21 protein-coding genes and 2 pseudogenes are annotated in these 20,967 nt (G+C 70.1%); 6 read left to right on the top strand and 17 right to left on the bottom strand.

Going from position 1 to position 20,967, the window contains the following annotated elements:
- Positions 1-97: 97 nt before the first annotated feature.
- Positions 98-514 (top strand): annotated as a pseudogene (locus ABZS80_RS30195) (zinc-binding dehydrogenase); the annotation flags it as partial.
- Between the two features lie 277 nt (positions 515-791).
- Here the strand turns inward: ABZS80_RS30195 and ABZS80_RS30190 are convergent.
- Both ABZS80_RS30190 and ABZS80_RS30185 read right to left on the bottom strand, forming a co-directional pair.
- Positions 792-1,742: a transposase gene (locus ABZS80_RS30190; RefSeq protein WP_355061171.1), complete on the bottom strand. Its 951-nt coding sequence runs from the start codon at positions 1,740-1,742 to the stop codon at positions 792-794.
- A gap of 115 nt (positions 1,743-1,857) precedes the next feature.
- Positions 1,858-2,610: a phosphotransferase gene (locus tag ABZS80_RS30185; protein WP_355061164.1), complete on the bottom strand. Its 753-nt coding sequence runs from the start codon at positions 2,608-2,610 to the stop codon at positions 1,858-1,860.
- Positions 2,611-3,262: 652 nt separating this feature from the next.
- Here ABZS80_RS30185 and ABZS80_RS30180 point away from each other — a divergent pair.
- Complete coding sequence (locus ABZS80_RS30180) at positions 3,263-3,952, top strand: sulfotransferase domain-containing protein (protein ID WP_355061162.1); 690 nt, start codon at positions 3,263-3,265, stop codon at positions 3,950-3,952.
- 50 nt (positions 3,953-4,002) lie between these two features.
- Here the strand turns inward: ABZS80_RS30180 and ABZS80_RS30175 are convergent, their stop codons facing one another.
- Positions 4,003-4,422 (bottom strand): hypothetical protein, encoded by a 420-nt coding sequence (locus ABZS80_RS30175; protein ID WP_355061160.1) that lies wholly within the window; start codon positions 4,420-4,422, stop codon positions 4,003-4,005.
- A 26-nt stretch (positions 4,423-4,448) separates the two neighbouring features.
- On the opposite strand from ABZS80_RS30175, the gene ABZS80_RS30170 reads away from it, so the two are divergent.
- Positions 4,449-4,874: a hypothetical protein gene (locus ABZS80_RS30170; RefSeq protein WP_355061158.1), complete on the top strand. Its 426-nt coding sequence runs from the start codon at positions 4,449-4,451 to the stop codon at positions 4,872-4,874.
- Between the two features lie 181 nt (positions 4,875-5,055).
- Here ABZS80_RS30170 and ABZS80_RS30165 read toward each other — a convergent pair whose 3' ends face one another.
- On the bottom strand, positions 5,056-5,412 hold the full coding sequence (locus ABZS80_RS30165; RefSeq protein ID WP_355061156.1) for a nitroreductase/quinone reductase family protein: 357 nt from the start codon (positions 5,410-5,412) through the stop codon (positions 5,056-5,058).
- 160 nt (positions 5,413-5,572) lie between these two features.
- On the opposite strand from ABZS80_RS30165, the gene ABZS80_RS30160 reads away from it, so the two are divergent.
- Both ABZS80_RS30160 and ABZS80_RS30155 read left to right on the top strand, forming a co-directional pair.
- Positions 5,573-6,097 carry a hypothetical protein gene (locus ABZS80_RS30160; RefSeq protein ID WP_355061154.1) on the top strand — a complete coding sequence of 175 codons (525 nt, stop codon included), beginning with the start codon at positions 5,573-5,575 and terminating at the stop codon, positions 6,095-6,097.
- 540 nt (positions 6,098-6,637) lie between these two features.
- On the top strand, positions 6,638-7,033 hold the full coding sequence (locus ABZS80_RS30155) for a hypothetical protein (protein WP_355061152.1): 396 nt from the start codon (positions 6,638-6,640) through the stop codon (positions 7,031-7,033).
- Between the two features lie 218 nt (positions 7,034-7,251).
- Here the strand turns inward: ABZS80_RS30155 and ABZS80_RS30150 are convergent, their stop codons facing one another.
- The 11 genes and pseudogenes from ABZS80_RS30150 to ABZS80_RS30100 form a co-directional block, all read right to left on the bottom strand.
- Positions 7,252-7,917, bottom strand: a complete 666-nt coding sequence (locus ABZS80_RS30150) for a hypothetical protein (RefSeq protein WP_355061150.1) — start codon at positions 7,915-7,917, stop codon at positions 7,252-7,254.
- A 278-nt stretch (positions 7,918-8,195) separates the two neighbouring features.
- Positions 8,196-9,086: a tetratricopeptide repeat protein gene (locus ABZS80_RS30145; RefSeq protein WP_355061148.1), complete on the bottom strand. Its 891-nt coding sequence runs from the start codon at positions 9,084-9,086 to the stop codon at positions 8,196-8,198.
- 388 nt (positions 9,087-9,474) lie between these two features.
- Positions 9,475-10,539: a PQQ-binding-like beta-propeller repeat protein gene (locus ABZS80_RS30140; RefSeq protein ID WP_355061146.1), complete on the bottom strand. Its 1,065-nt coding sequence runs from the start codon at positions 10,537-10,539 to the stop codon at positions 9,475-9,477.
- A gap of 171 nt (positions 10,540-10,710) precedes the next feature.
- A complete protein-coding gene (locus ABZS80_RS30135) occupies positions 10,711-11,334 on the bottom strand; it encodes a hypothetical protein (protein ID WP_355061144.1) in 624 nt (207 codons plus the stop codon).
- 195 nt (positions 11,335-11,529) lie between these two features.
- Positions 11,530-11,652 (bottom strand): annotated as a pseudogene (locus ABZS80_RS30130) (integrase); the annotation flags it as partial.
- 314 nt (positions 11,653-11,966) lie between these two features.
- Complete coding sequence (locus ABZS80_RS30125; RefSeq protein ID WP_355061143.1) at positions 11,967-12,827, bottom strand: class II fructose-bisphosphate aldolase; 861 nt, start codon at positions 12,825-12,827, stop codon at positions 11,967-11,969.
- 16 nt (positions 12,828-12,843) lie between these two features.
- Positions 12,844-13,776: a 1-phosphofructokinase family hexose kinase gene (locus ABZS80_RS30120; protein WP_355061141.1), complete on the bottom strand. Its 933-nt coding sequence runs from the start codon at positions 13,774-13,776 to the stop codon at positions 12,844-12,846.
- 187 nt (positions 13,777-13,963) lie between these two features.
- Positions 13,964-14,722, bottom strand: a complete 759-nt coding sequence (locus ABZS80_RS30115; RefSeq protein ID WP_355061139.1) for an amidohydrolase family protein — start codon at positions 14,720-14,722, stop codon at positions 13,964-13,966.
- Positions 14,719-15,459 (bottom strand): hypothetical protein, encoded by a 741-nt coding sequence (locus ABZS80_RS30110; protein ID WP_355061137.1) that lies wholly within the window; start codon positions 15,457-15,459, stop codon positions 14,719-14,721. Before ABZS80_RS30110 ends, ABZS80_RS30115 begins: the two co-directional genes overlap by 4 nt.
- The gene (locus ABZS80_RS30105) at positions 15,456-16,349 is read right to left on the bottom strand and encodes a dihydrodipicolinate synthase family protein (protein ID WP_355061135.1); all 894 of its coding nucleotides are present in this window, start codon (positions 16,347-16,349) and stop codon (positions 15,456-15,458) included. The genes ABZS80_RS30110 and ABZS80_RS30105 overlap by 4 nt, the downstream gene beginning before the upstream one ends.
- Positions 16,346-17,521 (bottom strand): DegT/DnrJ/EryC1/StrS family aminotransferase, encoded by a 1,176-nt coding sequence (locus tag ABZS80_RS30100; protein WP_355061133.1) that lies wholly within the window; start codon positions 17,519-17,521, stop codon positions 16,346-16,348. The genes ABZS80_RS30105 and ABZS80_RS30100 overlap by 4 nt, the downstream gene beginning before the upstream one ends.
- Before the next feature lie 81 nt (positions 17,522-17,602).
- On the opposite strand from ABZS80_RS30100, the gene ABZS80_RS30095 reads away from it, so the two are divergent.
- Positions 17,603-18,823, top strand: coding sequence for a hypothetical protein (locus tag ABZS80_RS30095; protein WP_355061131.1), 1,221 nt, complete (start codon positions 17,603-17,605; stop codon positions 18,821-18,823).
- A gap of 43 nt (positions 18,824-18,866) precedes the next feature.
- Here ABZS80_RS30095 and ABZS80_RS30090 read toward each other — a convergent pair whose 3' ends face one another.
- Positions 18,867-19,922, bottom strand: coding sequence for a dihydrodipicolinate synthase family protein (locus ABZS80_RS30090; protein ID WP_355061129.1), 1,056 nt, complete (start codon positions 19,920-19,922; stop codon positions 18,867-18,869).
- 8 nt (positions 19,923-19,930) lie between these two features.
- Entirely contained in the window at positions 19,931-20,947 is a 1,017-nt protein-coding gene (locus tag ABZS80_RS30085) for an NAD(P)-dependent oxidoreductase (protein WP_355061127.1), read from the bottom strand.
- Positions 20,948-20,967 lie beyond the last annotated feature (20 nt).

Raw genomic sequence — 20,967 nt, 5'->3', positions numbered from 1 at the left:
CGATTGGCGCTCACCCATGGACTACGAACGATCAGAGACCCGCCTGGAGGCCCAGGCCGCATAACGGAGCCCTCCACGAATCCAGGGGATTGACACCATCGACTATACGCAGTCGGACTGGATCAGCCGGGTGCGTAAAGCAACCGGTGGCGGTGCCGCGCTGGTCTACGACGGGGCGGGTGGCCCACTCGGCACGGCTGCCTTGGACGCGGTGGCCAACGGCGGCCGGTTCGTCACCTACGGCACCGCCGATGGCTTCGCCGCCCCGGACCCCGAGATGGCCGCGCGCCGCGGCATACGGGTGCTCGCTCCGCTCCTGGACGGCCCACCGGACCAGGAGACCGTGCGCGAACTGTTGGGCCTGGCACTGGAACGGGCCGCGGAGGGACGCCTGCGCCCGACGATCGGCGCCACCTATCCACTGGAACGGGCCGCTGACGCCCACCGCGCACTAGCCGCGCGCGCCACGGTCGGCAAGTCCCTGTTGCTGGTAGACGGCCGAACCACCAGTTGACTTCGCGGTCGATGCTGGCGCATGGAACCAACACGCCACTGCTTCAGCGCTGGCCCTCGACTCCGGCCGCGAGGAGGCCGCTCTGACGTCTGCCCGCCATCCGCACATCGACATGAGCGGACGTCGTCGGCCGGTGAAGCGGAGCCACGGTTCTGACGCTTTCGGGCACGTCGAAGAGGTCACCGAGCATGAAGCCCTGCTCAGAGAGTTCCCTGTGGGATTCCAGTCTCATTGCTTGCGCAACTGCTGCATCCGCAGATGCTCGGCCACGAACACATCATCCTCGCACCCGCATACATGGGTAACCTTGACGTCCCGTTGCCCACCAGACCAGAGACGCGATGAGCGTCTCCGCTCCTGCTGCCACACGGCGGGCCTCAGAGCCATCTCCGCCGTGAGTCCCACACACCGTGGAGCTGGCCCGGGGCCAGGGTGCCAAGGTGCAGCGCCCTACCGGACGAGTCTCAATGGCGGTTGTCAAGGCGCGGGGCGGTTGGTGGTGTCGGGCGGGTGTCGTTGATGGTGGTTGGAGCTGGAAGCAGCGGTTGTCGCGGAGCAGGGCCCAGAGGACGTCGACGCGGCGGCGGGCGAGGGCAATCAACGCCTGCTGGTGCTTGCGTCCCTCAGCCCGTTTGCGCTGGTAGTAGTCCCGGCTTGGGCCGTTCATCCGCAAGGTGCTGAGCGAGGACATGTGGAACACGTGGCGCAGACGCCGGTTGTAACGCTGCGGCCGGCGCAGGTTGGCGACGCGCTTGCCAGAGTCCCGTGCCACCGGCGCGAGGCCTGCGTAGGCGGCGAGGTGATCAGGGCTGGCGAAGGTCGACAGGTCCCCGACCGCGACGATGAACTCCGCCGCCGCCAGTGCCCCCATGCCGGGCAGGCTGCGAATGATGCCGGCCTGTGGGTGGTCGCTGAAGGCGGCCTTGTTCGCCTTGTCGGCGTCCCGCATCCGTTGGTGCAGTTGCAGCAGATGGGTGACCAACTCACCGGCGAGTGCAGCCCCGGTGTCCTGTCTCGGCAGCGTGAGATCCTGCTCAGCCGCGGCGGCCAACGCCTGATCGCCCACTTTGACGGCGTTCACTGCCCGATGCCGGCGCAGGTGCGTCACGAGCTGCTCGCGACCGGCGGCACGGATCTGCTCGGGCGTCTGAAAGGCGCTGATCGGAATCAGCGTCGCGACGTTGGTGAAGGTTAACGCGCGTTGCAATACCGGGGAGATCCCGAGCATCAAGGTGCGCAGAATGCACGATGATTGAGTCCCAGCACATGCTTGACGGGCTGACCTAGATCATTTGGCTGAGCGTCACCGTCAGTGATCGTGTCCGTCACTGCGTCGGACGCGCTCACACCGGACGTAGCGCGGCAACGAACGTCTCCTGACTGGCCTCGATGTAGGCGAGTTCACGTTGGGTCCAGGCGAGCACTTCGGCAGAGCGTGCGCGCGGGACGGAGGCTGCCCGGTCATCGAGGATGTCCCGCCAGAACGCCTCGTTGCGATGTAAGCGCCCCCGGATCGCGGCTGGTAGGCGGCCACGGTCCGTCAGACTCAGGCCGTAGGCGTCCGCGAGGACCCGCACCTGGCGGGCCTGTTCTGTCGCGGGTGCCCGGTCGGGTCGCGACGAGATGCACCAGGCCCACGCCATGTATCCGACGTCCTCCAACGGGAGGCCGGGCGCCGCGAAGTCGAAGTCAATGAACGCCACCGGCTGGCCGTCGCGGAAGACCGTGTTGTTCGGACCGGCGTCGTGATGGCAGATCACCTCACCCCGGAGACTGGACCCCAGCTCTCGCGTGGCCTCATGCAGTTGTCGCAGCAGCGTTGCTGCCTGCCCGACCTGGTCGTCGGTGAAGTGCTGCCATCGTGGCGGAACGTGGCCGGGCACGAACGACAAAATGTCACGGCCGTGTTGATCCCACCCCAGGTGCTGGGGGCAGCCGTCGAAGCCCGTCTTGGCAAGATGAATCAGCAGCCGCGCCACGAAACGCGACGCGGGCGAGGCCGGGCGACGCACGGTGTCGCCAACTCGGACCACACCGGCCGTCAAGCGGCCCCCGACCAAGGGCCGTTCCGAGCCATTCTCGCCGCCGTGACTCATCGTGTGACCCTAACGGCACGCCAAGCCGTTGAACTGGGAGGGAAAGGTGTGCCCGGCAGGATTCAACCTGCGCCTTGGGATTAGAAGCAGATCGCGGATGGCTGATCGGGCGGCTTCGCTCCCGGTCAGCCCGTCCGTCGTTGTCGAGCAGCGTCGGCGTCAGCGGGCGGGCTTGGCTGTGCGGATGGCTGTACCTTCGCTGCATGAAGCGCGAGGAGTTGATATCGCTGCTTGCCGGCGACGGTCCAGTCAACGAAGCGTGCCGTAGGGCTCTTGAGTGGGGCGCGTCGGTCCACATCTGGGACGGATTGGTCCCCGCGAGCAACCTTGCGCCCGTGTATCGGGCGCGGGAGGCGATCACCAGGGATCGGGGCATCCCGACACTTGGTTTCGCGGCGGCGGTCGAGACGCTCCACGCTCTCGCCGAACAGCCGGTACGGCTTGGGGGCGTCAGGCAGCTCGACCCTCCGTACTACTTCCAGCTCTTCCTGTCAGCCGATGCGGGCTCAGTCCTCGCGTGCATTGGCGTGGATCAACAACATCAGGGGCGAAGGAGCGGATCTCCTCGTCGGGCAGTCGTAAGACCGTCCAGCCTCCCCGGACGGCACAGCACCCTGTGACCGCTACGGCGGCCGCGCCTAGGGTGATGCCCATGATCGTGTGGGTGTCCTCGTTTCCACGCTCGGGAAACACGTTCCTCCGCATCCTGCTGCACCGCCTATACGGTGTACGGACGTCCGTCGTATACGACGTCGACGGCGTCGCCACCCGCTTGGGCGCGTCCCTGGTCGGGTTCGAGGAGCGGCCTGCGGCAATCCGCGCGATGCGGACTGCCGAGCAGGTGCACTTCGTCAAGACGCACAGGCAGCGCGATGGCGACGTCACTGAGTCGGACCGAGCCATCTGCCTCGTCCGCGACGGCAGAGACTCGCTGGTCTCATGGGCTCGACTTAACAACGAAGAGAAAGGCCGCGAGTTCGAGACCGAGTTGAGAGCGATGATCAACCGAAAAGACACGGTCGGGACCGGGAGTTGGGGGCAGAACGTGCTTAGCTGGCTGCTGCCACCAGCAGCCCATCGGGTCATGCTCAGGTACGAGGACCTGATACGCGAGCCGAGAGCATCCGTCGAGCGGGTCATGGCGGAACTACTGCTGTCCGGGATCACGCCTCGCGTCGACGTGGGAATTCCGTCGTTCGAGGAGCTACACGCAATCGATCCGGGGTTCTTTCGGCGAGGACGGGCTGATGCCCATCTCGACGAACTGTCCGACGATCTTCATCAGCTCTTCTGGTCGCGGCCCGACAATCGCGCCGCGATGAAGCTCCTGGGCTACCGCTAGGGCACCTGCGGGGATATTGCGCAGCCGCCCGTGGACGTCCACATGTCCCATCACAGGACATGCTTGGCACTCGCGTCCCACCAGATGCTTGCCATGATGACGTTCGGTTGTTCAACGTCGGCCGATCGGCCAACCCAGTCATGCGACCGCTGGCTCGTATTGTCACGGACATGATCGGCAAGGTTTCCGCTGTCACCGCGCGCCATCGGTAGGTCGTTCTGATGCTTGGCCTGCTGGTGGCAGGCTGGAACGCTGCTGCCGTGGGCTTCGCGCCCGGCCTGGGACAGGCCCTGTTCTTCCCGCTTGTCTTCCTTGCCTTGGCGGTCTTGGCCCTGGCGATCATCGGCATGGGGATCCGGCCGGCCTGCTTCGTGGTGCTGCCGCAGATGCCGGCCTTCGCGACGGCGCCGGCATGGAAGGTGTTCCTTGCCTTGGCTTCCTCGGGCCTGCCTCGGCCAGCGTCGGCGCATTGGTCCGGTCGACCAGAGCGGGCATCGTGTCGACGCTCGACGTGGCATTCGCTGTCTCCTGGCTCGTGCTGGTGGCGCTGCTGGTTGTTGAGGCGTGGCGGGGACACGGGGTGCAGCTACGGCCTCACGGCATACGGCAGAGCTCGGTTCTCGGCTCGCTCACTGTGCCGTGGAAGGCTCTCCCGGCCGCTCGGGTCCGGCCGCGGGCCGACCGCCCCTCAGTGCTCCGGATGGCCTTCGCGAAGCCTCTGCTCGTGAGGCGGCGTGGCATTCCGTGGAGCCGAAACGCACTGCGCACGGACAACGTCGACACCGGGTTTCTCGCCACCGCGATCCGGCACTACGTCTGTCATCCCGAACACCGGCCGGCCATCGGCAGCGAGGCCGACGGGCGGCTTCTCGTCGAGCTGGCCAACCGGGACGGCGGAACGGACGAGGGCAACCGACTCTAGGCCGACCGTCAGGCATGAGCGGCGAACGGATCTGTCAAGCATGTGGTGGGACTGGACTGGGTGCTCACTCGACCGACTGTGACGCTGCGCGACGCGCCGTCAGCGGCAGATCAGTGCGGGCGCGATACCGTCCGTCGCTCATACTAGAATCGCCGGGATTCTTGCTTCCTCGTAGGCGGCGTTAGCCGAGCTCGATTTCCACCAGCGGGCTTCCGGCAATCCAGCTCTCCAAGCTTCCGGCCCAGTCCAAGGCCGGGACGATTTTGTCGAAAACGAGTGCCCGTTCGTCCGGGTCGGTCACGGGGCGCCCCCGCACCTGAAGATCCACCTCGGCCAGGTGCAGCGTGAACTCAGAATGCGCGAGCACGTTGGCGTACCAGTCGCGCGAGCCCGGGCTCCCCGTGAGCCAGTAGCGGCCACAGGCTCGATAACGCCATGTCTCGATTCTCCTCGGCTGACCGCTCCGTCGCCCGGTCGTGGTGATCTCCACAGTTCGCTGCCGCTCCAGCGCCTGCCGCGTCTCATCCGTCACCGTCATACACTCATGCTCCGACCTCAAGCGAGCTTCAGGTCAAGGCCGTAGGCGGTTGCGCGCGCTCTGCGGCAGATCCGTGCACGCGAGCGTGGACTCTACGAGGCGAGCGGTGAACTAAGGATCAGCGCTCAAGCGATGTTTCCCCTTCAGCTATCGTCGCCAGATGCCCGGTGCCCGCCCCGCCGTGACCGCCCTTGTCGCACTCACGGTCGTTGACGTCTTCCACACCATCGTCGCCCTCGCAGCGTACGAGCACCGGATCGGCGTAGTGACCCACGACGGGTCCGGCACGGTGGACATGCTCGACACCATCGTGCCGCTTCGCGAGCTGTCCGCAGCGATGTTTTGTCTGCTGTTTCTCACGCTGCTTACCGCCTGGGCCGGCGTCGCCAACTGGGTCATCCGGGCCCGGCGCACCGGACCACCGGTCGCACCCACAGAGCCAGTGGCGTGGTGGCGGATGAGCGCGATCGTCGCCGTACCCCTCAACCTGATCGCAGCCGTGCAATACCTGTCCGCCACCGCAAACGGGGGCGAGTACATGCGCACTGTCCTGGCCGAGACCACCCTGCTGCTGGTCGCCGCATCCGTGGCACTCGTGACCACCACGACCGCCGGTATCCAGGTCGTCCGGCACACCGCAGCAAACCAGCAGCACACCGCCGGTGCCCGAGCCACAACGGCTTAGTCGTCCACGTGACGCACGGTCGGCGGCAGAAGCGGATACCCTCGCTGATTTCAGATCTTGCGTTCGGCTCCTGCGCTGCCACGCCGCCGACAGGCAGGCCTCAGCCTCGAAACCGAGGATCCGGTAGGACGCCTCGAAGATTGCAGGCCGATGCGGTTCTCAGTGGGTTTCCGCCAACATGCCGGTCAGCTCCACTCCGGAACTCCTGCTCGCTCGGATCAGCGCCTTCCACGCTTTGGTATACACATGCGACGCTTCGTCGAAGGGAACCGCCGTGCGTTACGAGACCAGGTTCACCGGCCAGGTGACGATCACTCCTCCGCTGAACCAGCACGAGATCGACTACCTGCTGGCGTTCGCCGAGACCAGGCCGAACCACGCTCCACCGGCCCCTACGCCCTCGGCTACGGCGACGAGATCGAGGACGCCAGGGATCCAGACCCGAGCAAGCCCGGGTACTGGTGCAAGTGGGCGCCGACCGCCGACGGCACCGCGATCGCCTGGAACGAGCACGAGAAGTTCTACAATGCCGAATTCTGGATGGGGTACCTGGTGCACACCTTCCTGAAGCAGGACGCCACCGTCGCGCGCGAGCGGGTCGACCCGGTGCCCGGCCGGGTGTATCCGCCCGCGCTGGACACGTTCACCTTCGACCACGTCGTCGACGGCGTCATCGCGGCCGAGGGCGAGTGGCCCGACGACCGCTGGCGTATCGAGGTGCGCGCCAGCGCCGTCTACGTGGTCCGGCTGCTGACCGAACCGAACCACGCCGAGTACCCCCGCACCCACCTCGACGACTGGACCGACGGCCAACGGGCCGACTTCGCCGCGCGGACCCGGCACAATTTCGTGTACCTGGTGCGGGACGGGCGGTTGCACGAGGTGGGCCCGGCGGACGGAACGTCGTTCGACCCGATCCCGGCCGACATGGACTGAGCGCGGGCCCGGGGCGTCCGCGTGGGCAGGGCAGGGTTGCGCCGGCTGGTCAACGATGAACAGCTCGCCATGCTGCGGGTTCCGCAAGACCGCCGCCCGTTGCTCGGTGAGGACCACACTCGGATGACTCCCAGCCCGCACGGTCGGCGGCAGAAGCGGATGCCGACACGTGTCGATGTCAGCACTGCGCAAGCCGAAACCGGCCCGTGGACGGTCCGCTAACCCTCCGGCGAGTCCCATGGTGCAGTGATCGTGAAGCTGTGGTCGATCGCCCTCACCAAGGCGGTCCCTTGCCGGCCCAGGTCGGCCCGGGCAGCCCATCTGGCCAAGGCGTCCAGGAAGCCGACGAGGTCACGCTGCACGCCCATCAGCAGCTGCGGCAGCGCATGACGCGGGAGGTCGACATGAAGCCCGGCCCAGCGGCCGCGATGACGGTCCGGGCCGCCGTCCTGCCACACCCGCAGGTCCTCACCAACCGCCTCGATCTCAGGGCCCGGGTCGTGACCCAGCCATGGCGAGCCGCCAGCAAGAGCCTGCGCCCAGTCCCGCCAGTCCTCCAATCCGGCGCAACAGCCCGGCACCACGACCCTTCCGGTGCTGGGGTCGCCCACCTGCAGGCCGCCGGCGATGATTAGTAGTTCCTCGGCGAGCAGGGCGTCCACGACCTCATCGCGGCCGCTAGGAGGCAGCACCTCGATCCGAGCAGCCAGAGCGGCCACGAACAGCCCGAGCTCCTCATCGGTGCAGTCGACGTTGAGGGGCAGCCATGACCAAGGTGCGGCCTGGGCCACCGGCCATGGCGGCGCCGGGTCGTTGTCCAGCGCGGGGACTTCGACGACCGCTTGCATCGTGATCACGGCGCTATTGAACTCGATGTCATCCACGCAAACATCTGGATATCTCGCTCATCCACATCTGGCGCGACACGTGCCGACTCCATGAGTTGAGTGGCTACACCGACGCACTGATCTCGGCCCGGTCGTGCACTCCAAGGCGCCGTACCTACCGGTGCCCGTACACGATCGGTGACGGACCCGGCCGAAGCCGGCGCGCATGCTCAGCGGCAATTGAGGATGCCAAGGCCGAGCAGTAGGCGCGGGCAGGTCACGCCCCAACTGCTCCGACCGCGGCAACTGCGCTGTTCAGCAGGCCCCGCCGCAGGTCATCCCAGGGTCCCTGGGAGGTACCGCACCACCCGGGTGCTGCCCTTGCAGTCGGCTGGACAGTCCTCGTGGTAGTTCGCGGACTGCTGGGCGCCGGCAAGGAGATATGACAGCCCTACCAGGTTGCCGTCCTTGAGCAGCAGTGCCTCGGCCTCGAGTTCCTTGACGCGCCGCTGCTCGGTCAACAGCCAGCCAAGCTGCCGGTAGGAAGGGTTGTGGCCCGGCTCAGCGAGCATGTCCCGGACGAGCTGAGTCGCCTCCTCCAGGCGGCCCTGTGCCGCCAGCAGCCGCACGCGAGCGCGCTCCTCGCCGGCGTCAACGGCAGCCCGGTAGGCGGCTACCGCCTCGTCGGCGCGACCGAGCTTCTCCAACAGCGCACCCAGCGGCCATCGCGAAACACCCTCGGCGCCGATCGCTGACCGATAGGCGCGGACCGCCTCGTCCAGCTGGCCCGCCCGGGCGTACACCTTGGCCAGCCGGACGCCCGCCGCCGCGTCACCGGCCGCGATCGCCGCCCAGTACTCGGCGATCGCCTCGTCCACCCGGCCGGTCTTGCGGAACAACGCGGCGAGACGGGCACGGGCTCGTGGCTCACCCGCCTCCACCGCGGCCCGCCACCCGGCAATAGCCTCGTCGGTTCGGCCCGCATTCGCCAGCATGTCCGCGAGGCCGCCGTACGCCCGAGGCAGACCGGCCTCGATGGCAGCCCGCCAATGCGCCTCCGCCTCCTCGACGCGGCCGTTCTCCATCAACAGGTCGGTCAGGCGGTCCACATCCAGCCAGTCCCCGCCGCCGACCCGGGCTTCGAGAATGGTGATCGCCTCGTCCACCCGCCCGTGCTCGACCAGCCACTCGAGGCGATCGTCCGGATCAATCGGCTCATCGATCATGCCGGCACGATACGACCCGCTTGTGCTACGGCTGCACCCGATTTCGCACCGCCATATTCCGACTCGGCAGAGTGCACCAGGCTACGGACGTCTGGGCCCAGCCCCCGCAGGTCCACCCGAACTTGCTCATGTCCGCCGCGTAGATAGCGTTCGAGGACCACCTCGACTGATCTCCCGCAGTAGCGGCAGCAAGCCGGGGCCTTCGGCAATCGGTAGTGGAGCCAACCTGTTCGAGCACACGAAACTGGACCCCGATCGGGCGGAGCCGCCCGGCCATTGGGTGCACTGTTCTCGGCACGACAGGATGTCTACCCACATGGGCCGGCTACAGGCAGTTACGGTCGCGCCGCCGGGCGGCGCGCACGATCGGCGGCAGAAGCGGACGCTGCTAACAGAGCGGGACGGTTGCCGTGGCCGGGATATCGAGTGTGACGAGGTGGCCTTCGCCGATTGCGTGCATCAGACCGTTGTCTGCGGGGACCAGCCGGTCAATCCGCGCCGATAGCCGTATGCGGGCGCCGGCGTTGCCAGCGCGGTCGATGGTGACCAGCGAGCCGTCCGCAAAGGCGAACAGCACACCGCCGGAGACCAGGGCCGCGGCGCAGACAGCGCCGTGCGATGGCCGTACCTCGGTGACAACACCTTGGCTCAGGTCGATGACCGTGATGCCGGCGTCCTCGACGAGCCACAGCGTGTCGCCGTGGAGGATCGGCGATTGTGGGCGGAGATCACGTTCGTGGTGCCACAGCACTTGCACACCGCGCACCGAATGAAAAGTCATGACCGTGCGTCGACCGCTGAGGAAGGTGACACGGCCATCGTCGCTGACTCCGTAGCTGCCGTCGCCATCAGGGAAGACCACCGGCGCCGGCAGCGACCACTCCCTCAGGACCGCCCCGGAGGCGGCCATTACCAGTAGTTTTGGCAGACCGGTGCCCGCGATGAGCACCGCACCGGCGGCAGAGTCGTGTTCGGGCCTCCAACGAACCGGCTGCGGCCAGGCCAGTGGACCGGCTCCGGCAAACGCAGCGCCGTCGGACGGCAGGCATTTGCCGTTGGCCAGGGCCAGCCGAATCAAAGGGTGGTAACCGCGCCACCCTCCCAGCAGAACAACAGAGCCGCTGACGCTGACGTAATACCGCAGGTTCATGCCGGGCGTCGACCACAACCGCTGCCCGTTGCCCAGGTCGAAGCAGTGCAGAACTCCTGCTTGGCTCAGGTAAAGGCAGCGCTCGCCCGCGATAACGGCCGTGCCCCAGCAATCCTCGACACGTTGTTCCCACAACTCCGCTCCGCTGCGCGGATCCAGCCGGACCAGGCGCGAGTGCCGCTCCGCCACGACGAGCGAACCGGACGCCGCAGCCATCGCCTGCGAGCCCGACCTCAGATGTAAAGGCCGCGACCACAACACGCTGACCGACTGATCCACCATGCCCGGCATGATTCCACGCATCGGCACGAGGGTGACACGCACTCAACTCGGCACGTCCGGACGCCTTGCCCGTCGAAGCCGGCACCTCGTGACGCGCGGTCAGCGGCAGATCCGGATACGTGACCTTGGCAAATCCGCACGGCGGCGTGGCAACAGCCGTGACGGTGACATTCGGGTCGTGGATCAGGCCGGTCAGGCGGCCGGTTTGCTGGTGGACGACCGGTGGCCTCCGTGGGACGCGACCAACGCGTCTGCCACGATTTGAGCGTCAGCTTCTGCGACGTCCGCTGGGTACTCCGGTAGCAGGTCGTCCCAGACGACCAGCCACGACCCCCACAATTGGGCCTGTCCTTCGGGCCGAGCGAAGAACCAGACGTGCAGGTGGGCGCCACCATCTCCGATGCGGTAGACGTGGGCCCGCGAGATGTGCGGCAGTGCCTGCATATGGCGGACGATGCGAGTGCTCAATAGCCCCAGTTCGGCGGCCAGTTCGTCAGGTAGATCCGCCATGTCGTAGTGAGCGCGCGGATACAGCATGAGCACCAGCGGGACGCCCACTCCCGGAATCCGGACCAGCCGCCAGTGATCGTTGAACCAGATCCCTTCGTCCCGGTCGCGGCAAGCGTTGCAGTCCGACGGATCCTCGCCGTGCCGCGCGGGCTCCGGGAGCACCGGCGGGCGCAACGGCGCTACGCGCAGTCCGTCCGGCTCGAACGGACTGATCTCCCATCCCGTCATGCGTGCCAACGGGAGCCGGCGCTCGCCGTCCGCGACGGCGACTGCGTGGTCATAGAACTCGTCCGGTCGCAAGGCCATGCGGCGAAGACTAATACGACAAGATCCCGAGCGATCGATAGCCCCGTTGTGGCTGCCAGGCAACGACACGGCGTTCATCGTTAGTGAGCACTCCGTTCACTCCACTGCCTCCGGTTTCTCTACCAACACACCCACATCATGCCCCGACCGTCTGGGGAGCCGACGTCCGTTATTCGGCAGAGTCCTGAGCAGCCGCTACGTTCCGGAGGCCATGTAGGCGGCGAGGATGTAGTTGGGGTGGCGGTCGAGGTTCTTGCGGGCGCGGTCGTAGCGCATGGTGGTGCGCGGGTCAGCGTGGCGGGCGGCGATCTGCACGTCGCGCCGGCCGACATGGCGGCAGCAGCGGATGGCTGGTGCCGCCGATGGTGTGGCAACGGTCCGGCTACCCGGCTGCGGCCGGTGCCCAAGGAGTTCCCGCCCGCCAATGCCGAACAGATCCGACACCGGGATGTCCACGCCCTGAACGCCGCCGCAGACGACCCCGCTTCCCCGGCGTGGGATCTTATCCGGCAGGAGTCGTGTCACCAGGGCACATGGCGGTGTAGGCGTCGTTGCTGCCGCCGAGGCTGGTCTTGAAGACCAGGCCGGGGTTGCTGCGCCCAGCGAGGACGTCGCCGAGCAGCTCGGGGAGATCAATCCCCTGGCGAGGCGAGAAGGCGGAGGAAGTGCGCCACGGTATCCGCCATCGCGGCTCTGCCGAGGGACAGGTACGCACGGGGATCGGTGACCGCGCCGTCGCCGGCGAGGTGGGCGCGGACCGTGGAGGTGAACGCGACGTTCAGCGCCGTACCCATGTTGATCTTAACGATGCCACCTGCCGCCGCCCGCACGAGTTCCTCGTCCGGCACGCCCGACGAGCCGTGCAGCACCAGTGGCACGCCAACGCCGTCCCGCAGCTTGGCGATCAGCGCGTGGTCGAGGGTCGCCGTCCGGGTGGTCATGGCGTGGCTGCTGCCGACCGCCACGGCGAGCGCGTCCACCCGCGTCGCCGCCACGTACGCCGCCGCCTGGTCCGGATCCGTGCGGGCCCCCCGCGCGTGGGCGTCCAGCGGCGCTTCGCCGTCCTTGCCACCGATCCGGCCCAGCTCCGCCTCGATCCAGAGGCCCCGCTCGTGGGCCCAGTCGGCGGCCCGCCGGGTCGCCTCGACGTTGGCCGCGTAGGGCAGCCCGGCCGCGTCGTACATCACGGAACTCACCCCGGCGTCCGCAGCCTGGCGCAGCAGATCCTCGTCGCGTACGTGGTCGAGGTGCAGCGAGACGTCGACGGCGGCGGCCCGGGCCACCTCGGCGGCCGCCCGGGCGATCGGGAGCACGCGCCCGCCGTGGTACCTCACCGCGTTCTCGCTGATCTGGAGGATGGCCGGGACGGCGACCCGCTCGGCGGCGTCGACGATGGCCTCGGCGTGTTCGAGGGTGATGACGTTGAAGGCGGCGGCCGCGTGGCCGCGGCCCATGGCCCGCCCGACGAGGTCGGCAGTGGATGACAGGGGCATTGAGGGACTCCGGTCGTCAGGTGGTGTGCGGTCTCGACGTGCGGGACTCGACCGGTCGGGGGGCAAGCCGGTGGTAGGTGTCGGCGTCGAACTGACCCGCGCGGGGGGCACGCACCGTGGCGGCGGACAGCGCCACGGCCTCCGCCAGCCGACGCGGCCACGGAGTCCCGATGTGGATGCCGGCTGCGATCGCGGCGACAACCGAGTCGCCGGCTCCGGTCGGGTTGCCGGCCAGCGGTTCGGGCGGTCCGGCACGGAAGGTGCCGTCAGGGGTGACCGCGAGCAAACCCTCCGGGCCCAGGGACGCCACCACCACTTGCGCCCCGGCCGCGCGGAGCGCCTCGGCGGCGGCGAGCGGGTCGGGCAGGCCGGTGACCTCGACGAGTTCGGTGGCGTTCGGCTTGACCACGTTCGGGCCCGCCGCGACCCCGGCGCGCAGCGGCGCTCCGGCCGCGTCCAGGATCACCGGCACCCCGGCCCGGCCGGCGGCGCCGATCAGTTGGGCGTACGCCGTGGCGGGCAGCCCGGGCGGAAGGCTTCCGGAGAGGACGAGCACCGACGCGTCGGGGAGCAGCAGGTGCACCTGCTCGCGGAGGGCGTGCCACTCGTCGTCCGACACCCCAGGACCGGGCTCGTTGAAGACGGTGGCGTCTCCGCTGCCGACATCGACGACGGCGAACGTCCGGCGGTTCTCCCCCGCGATGCCGACCAACCGGTGGGCGATGCCGTGGCTGTCGAGGTCGGCGGCGATGGCGGCGCCGGCGGGGCCGCCGCGGAACGCCACGGCGACGGTGGGTAGCCCCAGCGTGTGCAGGACGCGGGCAACGTTGATCCCCTTACCGCCGGCCTGGGCGCCGACGTCGCTGACCCGGTGACTGCTGTGCGGCACCAACGACGCGACGGAGTGCGTGATGTCGAGGGCGGGATTGAGCGTGACCGTGACGATCATGTCGCGCCCCCGTCCGTCGCGAGTGCCCGAAGCCGGGCGGCACGCCGCTTCGCAGCCACCCGGTGACGGCGGCGGACGCCCCGTCCCGCAGCGCGGCCTCGATGAGCCGGTAGACGCCGCTGCCGATCGTTGCGGGGACGCCGCTCGGTGACGCCTCGCGGGCGCTGCCGCGCGGTGGCCCGCTGCCTCATCCGTTGGCTCTGGCGAATGTCTGGGCGGACAGGTCGAGCCGGAACAGTTCGGCGGCGTTTCGCCAGGCGACCCGTTCGGCCAGTTCGGGCGACAGGTCAGCGGCGAGCACCGCCCCGTACGCGGCAGCCGGGTCGATCAGGGTGGCGTCGGTGCCGAAGAGCAGCCGCCGCGGGTCCACGGCCGCCGCCACCGCGGCGAAGCGACCCGCCTCGGTGTGCGAGAAGCAGGGCTCCAGCCAGAGCCGGTCCACCCCGTTGGCCGCCTCGATAGCGTGGCGCCACCCGTTCGCGCCCATGTGCCCGGCGATGGCCCGTGCCCCGGGGATGTCCGCGACCGCCTGGGCCAGGTCGAGCGGCGTCGTGTCCCAGGTGTGCACGAGGGCGGGCAGGTCGTGCGCGGCGGCCAGTTCGAGGGCGGCCCGGGTCTGCGCGGAGTTCGCCGGCGAGCCGGTGTAGTCGGTGTGGATCTTCACGCCGACGAACCGGCCGGTGGGCAGCAGATCGCGCAGGTCCCGCTCGGCGTCGTCCAACCGGCGCGGGTTGATTGTCAGGTAACCGAGCAGTCGGTCGCTGCTCTCCAGCACGCGGGCCATCGCCCGGTTGCCGGCGGCCACGTCGTAGATCACCGCCTCGGTGGCGGAGACCACGGCCAGGTCGATGCCGTACCGGTCCATCACCGCGAGGTTGGTCGCGACCGCGCCGACCTCCATGCTGAAGAACCACGGTCCCCAGTGGGCGTGAACGTCGATGATCATTTGGTCAGCCCCAGGATCCGGCGGGCGTTTCCCCCGGCCACCGCGGCGACTCCGGATGGGCCGATCCCGGCCCGGGCCAGCCGCAGCCGCGGGACGACGGGCTCGTAGAACGGGGTCCGGGAACCGTAGAGCAGACGCTCGATGCCGACGTGCGCGGCGACGGTCTCCAGCGCGTCCGGCGAGTTGAGCAGCCGGGTGGAGGTGTGGAAGCCCGGCTCGTCGCGGGCCACTACCACGAAGTCGCCCAGGTGGTAGAAGTGCGTGTCGAGGAAGACAACTGTCGCGCCGCGCAGCGGCCGCCAGAACCGGCGGACATCCCCGCCGGTGAGCACGACCAGGTCGGCCTCTGCGGCCCGGCGGGCGACGTGCCGCACGGACGGGAAGTCCGCCTCGACGCGCTGCTCGTCAGGGAACAGCCGCACGGCCCGGAAGCCGCGCTCGGCAAGCCGGACGACCTCCCGTTCGGCGCCGAGCGGGTCCCGCAGGTCCAGCCCGCCGACCGGCAGCACGCCGAGGCCTGCGAGGGCGGCCACCTCGTCGTTGCCGCTGGGCACGTCGAACAGGGCGGCGCGGAGGCTCGCGACGGCCGCCCGCTCGATGCCGTTGGCGGCCAGCGCCCCGGCGACCGCCACGGGCTCGCCGTTGGGCCCAGGACGGTCCGCGTACCGGCCGACGAGCACGTCGATGTCGAGGGTGACCGGCGGCAGGTCGGCGGCCACGAACGGGTTGCCGCTCACCGGCGCCCGGCCACGCGCAGCACCCGGTCCCGGTCGCCGTCGGGTAGCGCCGGGGCGTGTGGGTCGCTGGCATGGCCCGTCGGGATCCGCCTTTCGTCGGCGGCGATCCAGAGCATGCGCTGCACGTACCCCTCGATCGGTGCGGTGAAGGTGACCTGGGCCAGCCGGTCGAGGTCGGCGGAGGCGGTGACGAACTCGTCGTAGCGCTTGTCGGCGTAGGCCCGCAGCACCCGGGCGGTGGTCGGGACCGCGGCGGCGGCCAGGCCGACCAGGGCCGCCTCGGCGCCCCACATCAGCGACGGGCCGAACATCCGGTCCTCGCCGGTGACCGCCAGCCGGTCGGCGCGGTGGGCGGCGGCCAGGGCTGCCTGGCAGGCCAGGGCGTCGTGCAGGCGGGCCACCTTCACCCCGGCGACACCGGGGTGCCGCAGCAGCGCGGCGAGCGCGGGCTCGGCGTACGGCCGCAGGTAGAGGTCGAAGGCGAGCATCGGCAGGCCGGCGGCGTGCCAGAGCGCGTCGTGGTGGGCGACCGGGTCGTCCACCGGGAAGACCAGCAGGCCGGCCGCGCCGAGGGTGGCCGCCCGCGCCGCCTGCGCGGCCACGTCGTCGGGGCGCTCCCCCGGCCGGCCGCCGACGCCGACGATCACCGGCGCCCCGGTGTGGACGGCGCGACTGATGACCAGGTCGCGGGTGGACTCGTCGTGGTATGGGCCGCGCCCGGTGTGCGCGAGCACCGCCAGCGCCTCCGCCCCGTCGGTGACGAGCCCGCGCAGGTAGCGGTCGAGCACGGCCGGGTCGACGGCGCCGGTCGCGTCCACCGGGGTGGCGGTCGCGGCGATCAGCCGCCAGCGCAGCCGGTCGCGCAGCGCGGCGGCGGCCGGCGCGATCACGAGGTCACCGCGGCGCGGACGGCCTGGGCGATCTCGTCGACGTGCGCGTCGGTGTACCGCTCGTTCCAGTCGATGACCAGCAGCGTCTGCTCGATCATCCGCTCGGCGACCGGAAACGCCCTGGGTCCGTACGCCGGCAGCCGGTCCGCCGGCGGCACGGTGAGCGGGAAGCGGGAGGCGCCGTAGACGGCGGCCTCGGTCAGCGCCGGGGCGCAGTGCAGCGGCTGTTCCAGGTAGCCGGCTCGCGCGGGTATCCCGGCGTCGGCGAGTTTCCCGGCCACGTCGTGGTTGGTCAGCGGCGGGTCCAGCACGATCGGGAACAGCCACCAGGCGTGCGCATCCACGTCCGCCGGCAGGTGCACGCCGGGCAGGTCGGCCAGAGCGTCGACCAGCCGCCGGGCGGTGCGCCGCCGGTCGGCGAGCACGCCGGGCAGCTTTGCCAGCTGGGCCCGGGCGACGGCGCCGGCGAGTTCGGTCATCCGGTAGTTCAGGCCGAGTCCGACGTGCCGGCGGGCCTCGTCGCGCGGCCAGCCTTTGTCGGCGAAGAGCCGCATCCGGCGGGCCAGCACCGGGTCGTCCGTGATGGCCAGGCCGCCGTCGCCGCAGGTGATGTGCTTCCACTGTTGGAGGCTGAAGCAACCGATCGCGCCGGCCGTGCCGGCGAGGGTGCCGTCGGGGTAGCGGGTGAGCCACGCCTGCGCGCAGTCCTCGATCAGCGGCACGCCGGCGGCGTCGGCGACCGCGCGCAGGTCGGCGGCGGCGCCGAACAGGTGCACGGCAAGGATCGCCCGGGTGCGCGGCCCGATCGCGGCGGCGACCGCCGCCGGATCGAGGTTGCCGGTGTACGGATCGACGTCGGCGAACACCGGCACCGCGTTCTGGGCGAGAATGGGCGCGACGGTGCCGAAGTCGCTGATCGGAGAGGTGATGATCTCGTCGCCCGGATCGGGCGCGACGGCGGCGACGGCCAGGTGTAGGGCCGCGGTGCCGGAACTGGCGGCCACCGCGTGCGACACTCCATGGCGGTCGGCCATCTCGCGTTCCAGGGCGCGGACCTCCGTGCCCCAGACCGAGCTGAGCATGCCCGACTGGAGCACCCGGCTGACCGCGGCCAACTCCTCCGCGCCGATCGTCCGGCCGCCGGCGTCGGCCATGCTGGGAAACGACGACACGTACCCTCCCGGGCTACAGTAATACCGGGCCTGACCGTAATCTTGGACTGCGAACAATGCAACCCCCGACAGGAGGCAGCGGTGACCATCGAGATCGCGGTCATCGGTCCGCACGACCTGGTCGACGACGTGGCCGCGACCTGCGAGGAGCAGCCCGGCGTCAGCGCCCGCCGGTGGCACTACGACCATGAGTCGCAGGCTCCGGCGATCGTGGAGGCGCACGCCGGCCAGGTGGAGGCATGGCTGTTCACCGGCGTGGTGCCCTACACGCTCGCCCGGGAGGCGAACTCTCTCAACCGCCCGGCCGTCTTCGTCGACTACACCGGGGCGACGCTGCTCCAGGCCGCCGTACGGCTGTTGCGCGCCGGGCATGACGTCACCCGGATGTCGATCGACACCGTCACCGGCGCCGACGTCGCCACCACCTTCGGCGAGGCGGACCTGCCGATGGAACGGGTCCGGTCGCTGCCGTACCGCAGCGGCCTCAGCTCCGAGGACGTGATCGCGTTCCACCGCCGGCAGCGGAAGGCCGGCGCGGACGTCGCGGTCACGTGCATCAGCTCCGTGTACGAGGTGCTGCGCCACGAGATGGCGGCGCTGCGCCTCGCCCCGTCGAACCACTCGGTACGCACCGCGCTGCGCCAGCTCCTGCTGCAGGTCGGCAGCCAGGCCCAGGAGGACGCCCAGATCGCGCTCGGGCTGGCCAACCTTTCCGGCGGCGACGACGGGCTGCTCAAGGAGGTGGCCGGGCTCGGCGGGACGCTCGCCCGGTTCGCCTCCGACACGTACCTCATCGTCACCACTCGCGGCCCGCTGTACGACGCCACTGGCGGGTTCACCGCGCTGCCGATGCTGCGGCGCCTCACCGACCGGCACGAGACCGTGCAGATCGGCTTCGGCCTGGGACGCAGCGCCGCGGAGGCGGAGAACCTGGCCCGGCGCGCGCTGAGCCGGGCGCGCCGGGTCGGCCCGACCACGGCGGTGCTGTCGCTGCGCGGCGAGACCGACATCGTGCTCGAGTCGACCACGCCGACACCGCGGCCGTCGGAGGTGAACCTGGCGGTCATCGCCCAGCGGGTCGGCCTGTCGGTGCCCACCCTGTTGCGGTTGCGGCAGGTGCGCACGGCGGTCGGCGACGAGCCGCTGACCAGCCGCGAGGTGGCCGACCAGCTGCGGGTGCAGCAACGCACCGCGCGGCGGATGCTGCACCGGCTGGAGCTGGCCGGCCTGGCCGAGCGGACCGGCAACCTCGCCTCCGGCACCAGCGGCCGCCCTCTGACCCTCTACCGGCTGACTCTCTGAGGCGATCCGGTCCACGCCGGTGGACCGATCGCCCCGGCACGCGTCAGGACAGCCACTCGTCCAGGTGCTCGGCCACGAAGTCGTCGTCGCGCAGGTGCGGGTAGGCGCGGTGCACCCGGTCGAGCGCGGCGAGCTGACCCGGCGAGAGCTCCTCGTCCGGGTCCAGGCACCACCGGCCGGCCAGCAGGCCCTGCCGGCGCAGCACCTCGTGGATGCCCGGGATGCAACCGTGGTAGCCGTTCGCGGCGTCGAAGATCGCCGCGTTGGCGTCGGTCAGGTGACCGTCCAGAGTGAGCAGCCGGCGCAGCGCGACGTCGTCGCCGGCCCGCGCCCGTCGGGCCTCGTCGAGCAGGGTTACCGCCGTGCGCGCCCAGACCGCCCACTGGCCGAGCAGCCCGCCGACGAACTCGACCTCTACCGTCCGCTTGTCGACCACGACCCGGTGCGGGGCCACCAGGTCGGCCAGGATGTGGTCGTCGTTGCCGGTGTAGAGGGCGAGGTCGCCGTTGCGGTCGGCCGCGCAGACGCCGTGCAGCACGTCGAGTGTGCGGTAGCGGTCGAACGGCGCCACCTTGATCCCGACCACCGATTCGAGCGCGGCCAGCCGGGCCCAGAAGTCCCGGGACAGCTCCCGGCCGCCGACGGCCGGCTGCAGGTAGAAACCGATGACCGGCAGCACCTCGCCGACCGCGCGGGCCCGCTCGACCAGGCCGTCCTCGTCCAGCGGCCCGTACGGCGAGAGCAGCACCATGTGGTAGCCGAGCGAGGCTGCCAGCTCCGCCTCGGCGACCGCCTGCGCCGTGTCCCCGCAGGCACCGGCGACCAGGATCGCGTCCGTGGCGGCCGCGGTCTCGGCGGCCAGTTCCAGCACCGGGGCGAGCAGGCCCACCTTCGTGTCGTGGATGGCGAACTGGGTGGTGTGCACGCCGACGGCGATGCCGCCCGCACCGGAGGCGAGGTAGTAGCGGGTCAAGGCCCGCTGCCGGCGTTCGTCGAGTCTGCGGTCGGCGTCTAGGGCGAGCGGGTGGGCGGGGATGACGCACCCGCGCCGGAACCGGGCCAGGGCCGCGGCCTGTCGGGTGCTTGATGCGGTCAACACGGTCTCTCCTAGAAGTTGCCGTCGCGGCGCTGGAAGCCCGTCGGCTTGCCGAGCAGGGGCTGGCCGTCGGCGACCCAGTCCGCCGTCAGGTCGATCAGCTCGGCCAGAGGCACATCGGGGTAGCCGAACAGGCGGTGGCACAGCTGGGCGTTGGACAGCAGCGCGGTCGGTGCCTCGGTGCCGGTGAGGACCAGCTCGCGGCCCAGCCGTGCGGCCACCGCCGTGGCGACCTGGCGTACCGAGACCAGCTCCGGGCCGGTCAGGTTCAACACGAACGGCGGTGTGGCGGTGTGGTGCAGGGCGCGCAGGACGACCTCGTTGGCGTAGCCCTGCCAGACGACGTTGGCGTGCCCCATGGTGAGGTCCACCGCGTCGCCCGCGTGCACGGCGCGGGCGATGTCCACGAGCACGCCGTAGCGCATCTCGACGGCGTAGTTGAGCCGGATCAGGGCCAGCGGGGTGTCGTCGCGCAGTGCGAAATGGGTGAGGACGCGTTCGCGGCCCAGGCAGGACATCGCGTATTCGCCGACCGGCTGCACCGGGGTCTGCTCGACGCAGCCGCCGGTGGTGACCGGCACGAGCGGGTAGACGTTACCGGTGCTCAGCGCCACCAGGCGTGAGCCGGCGAAGCGCTGCGCGATGCGGCCCGGCAGGTAGGCGTTGGTGGTCCAGGTGGCGTGTTCCCGGCCCGAGGTGCCGAACTTGGCGCCGACCAGGAAGATGACGTTCGCCGCGTCGGGCAGCGCGGCCAGCGCGAAATCATCGGCGACGTCCGCCTCGACTACCTCGGCGCCCTCGTCGCGCAGCGCGTCGGCGAGCCCGGCCTCGGAGAAGCGCGACACGGCGACGACCCGCGCACCCGTGCCGGCCGCCGCGACCCCGCGCAGTGCCAGCCGGACCATGCTGGGCCCCAGCTTGCCGCCCGCGCCGAGGATCAGGATGTCCCCGTCGAGCTTGCGCAGGTCGTCCACCAGGACGTCCCGTGGGCGGGAGAGCCGCTCTTCCAGGTCCGCCACCGTACGCATGCCACCACACCCCTTCCGAA

This window comes from Micromonospora sp. NPDC005305, from assembly GCF_040607315.1.
Lineage (GTDB): Bacteria > Actinomycetota > Actinomycetes > Mycobacteriales > Micromonosporaceae > Micromonospora.
This window is presented reverse-complemented; position numbering and strand designations above follow the sequence as displayed.